Here is a 2,462-nt window from a genome sequence, read left to right on the forward strand (position 1 = left end):
GGTGCAACAAGTGACGGGGTGTAATCATACCCCACTGCTTCTGCTTCTTCTATCTCTCTCATCTCATGCTCATCAAGGATTCTCAGGAAAAGAATCCAGGTAAGCTCGGGGACATACTGTAAAGCGCCAGCACAGTTCGACCTCCGCATAATGTCGCAGATGTTTTTGATTACGGCATTCACGGACTGCTGGGTGACAAGGCGTTTATTGTTCCCGTTATTTTTATTTTTCCTCGCTCTCATCTCTTATTCCTCTGGTTCCTCAAGGGGTTCCGGCACATATACCTTTCGTCCAGCATGTATCCCCAGACCGTCACTTCGTTTTTTACCATGTTATAATCCTCCTTCAAATGCCCGCCGCAAGAGCGAAGCCGGCAGGGTGTTAATGTGCTCCAGTTGTGCCTCCAGTGCCCTCCGTACTTTCCCCACCTTCTCCATCTGCTCATTCAATATCGCCGCAATCCCCTTCTGCTCTGAGAGGGGAGGGAGGGGGATTTCGATAGAATGTATAAAATCCCTTGTTAATCCTTGTATGGTTGCCCCACGGCAGTTTTCAATGAGATAGTCAGAAATGCTCAAAATGTATCTCACAACAAAATCAGGGTTGATGTTTGGACCACACACGAAAGGACTCAGGTCTTGACTGGCTCCCATCTCTTCAATAGCGATACCCACACGGCCAACCCTGGTTCTTGTGACCAAAAGTACTGTTCCTGGTACACAAACGGCTGTTTTGCCTGATAATAAACCATCCTCTGTTAAAAAAGCCCGTGCATGCTGTGCAGATATATACAACTCGGTAATGTCGGCACCTGTAACAAATGGGATTGCCCCATTCCAAAATTTAGGATTTTCCTTTGAAGGAGTTCCGCCAGAATTAAAGTGTCCTTCTTCCCCCAACCGTACCCACCGCCAGCCTTCCGGCAGTTCTTCATCAAGTCGAGGGAAGACCTGCCGCAAGTAGGAAGCGGAGAGGGATTTGGCGGCTTCCAACTGGGCTTGTGTTGCTTTCCGTGCCTTTCGTACTGTCTCCATCTGCTCATTCAATATCGCCGCAATCCGTTTCTGCTCAGAGAGGGGTGGGAGGGGAATTAAGAAACTTTGTAAGTTGGATTTTGATATTTCTGTGAATGTTGCTCCGCTACCCAATGCTTGTAGCTGCGTCACAAATTTCTTAAGCACCCAAAACAAAAAATTAGATTCGATCTTTTCACCAGGAATAAAACTTTTACATCCTTGATTGGTACATAGAGGAACATCAGCAATTCCAAGATGCCCTATTGGTGCTCTACTCGATAGAACGACAGATCCGGTTGGAAGCAATTCTGTTCCACAACTTTCATATCCGGTTCTTGTAATTTTTCTAATTGAAGTTGTTATGTGAATTCCATCAAACTTCCCTAAATCAGTGGGAGTAATCCAAACGATGCCACCATCCCAGTAAGAAGGGTTATCTGTTCTTGGTGTAGAACCTCCGACAACTCGGCACACCTCCCCCAACCTTACCCATCGCCAGCCGTCAGGAAGAGGTCTTTTAAAATCTGATTTAAAATCAATAGGTTCGGTTGTCATTTTTCGCTTGAAATTCTCTCGCACTGTGTTAAAATAAAATCAATCCAGTTATCTGGAGGTGGATGGCGAAAGCTATCGAACTTGTAAAGGTCCCGCCCTGATGACAAGAGCCCATGGGGCTCTCCCGAAAGGGTAGTCAGGACGGTCAAATTTTATGCTGCTTCAAAGTCCTTCTCTTTTTGTTGTTTGAATTTTGGGACAACTATCTCATCCGCTGGCACCCATACCACCTTACCATCACGCCAGATTACTATTGGACTTCCTCTCCGCTTGTGCTCAGCTATAGCCTCGCTTTACTTTTTCAAATAGATTATCATCTATCACCGTCAATATTCCACTTTTTTCCCTGGCGATAACAACTGGCGTATCTTCAGAATTATCGAATAAAATCCAAGAGTCAAGCAATGGCCTATATAGGTGAAATAAGTTATATAACCCCCTATTAAATCTTCGCCGAACGGTTTGGGCAGGAACATCATGTCCTCCCATGCTTACGCGGTCTGCAATACGCTTTAGGGCGAGATCTGTGTTGCGAAGCCACAAGAAATACAAATGAATTTTATATCCCTTTCTCTTTAAATCTTTCAATAATTTCAAATAGGATTTACCTGCGAGCGTTGTTTCAAAAGCAAAATCAACACCTTTGTCAGCGTATTCGTAAATTTGTTCCAGCATCAGCCTTCCTGCTTTGATGGCAGCAACATCTGGTGAAAATGGTGAAAGCCCAGATGCGATTAAATCAGCATTTACAAAGTTAAGGCACTTTGCATAATCGGGAAGAAACTTTCTAACGAAGGTGGTTTTTCCTGAACCATTTGGACCAGCAATGATATAAAGGTTGAGGCTTTTCTTATTTTCTTTCATGCCTTGAATATCCTTTCCTTGGTTTGA

Annotated in this window: 3 protein-coding genes; all 3 read right to left on the reverse strand. The window is 44.4% G+C overall.

Annotated features, from left to right (window positions below; all coding sequences use genetic code 11):
• Window positions 1-242, reverse strand: a 242-nt coding sequence (locus tag NTU69_12235; GenBank protein ID MCX5804274.1) for a type I restriction-modification system subunit M N-terminal domain-containing protein, incomplete at its 3' end; no start/stop codon positions are given.
• A 90-nt stretch (window positions 243-332) separates the two neighbouring features.
• Complete coding sequence (locus NTU69_12240) at window positions 333-1,571, reverse strand: restriction endonuclease subunit S (protein ID MCX5804275.1); 1,239 nt, start codon at window positions 1,569-1,571, stop codon at window positions 333-335.
• A gap of 276 nt (window positions 1,572-1,847) precedes the next feature.
• Window positions 1,848-2,435 carry a zeta toxin family protein gene (locus NTU69_12245; GenBank protein ID MCX5804276.1) on the reverse strand — a complete coding sequence of 196 codons (588 nt, stop codon included), beginning with the start codon at window positions 2,433-2,435 and terminating at the stop codon, window positions 1,848-1,850.
• Between the last annotated feature and the right edge of the window lie 27 nt (window positions 2,436-2,462).

It is taken from the genome of Pseudomonadota bacterium, assembly GCA_026388215.1.
GTDB lineage: Bacteria > Desulfobacterota > Syntrophorhabdia > Syntrophorhabdales > Syntrophorhabdaceae > JAPLKF01.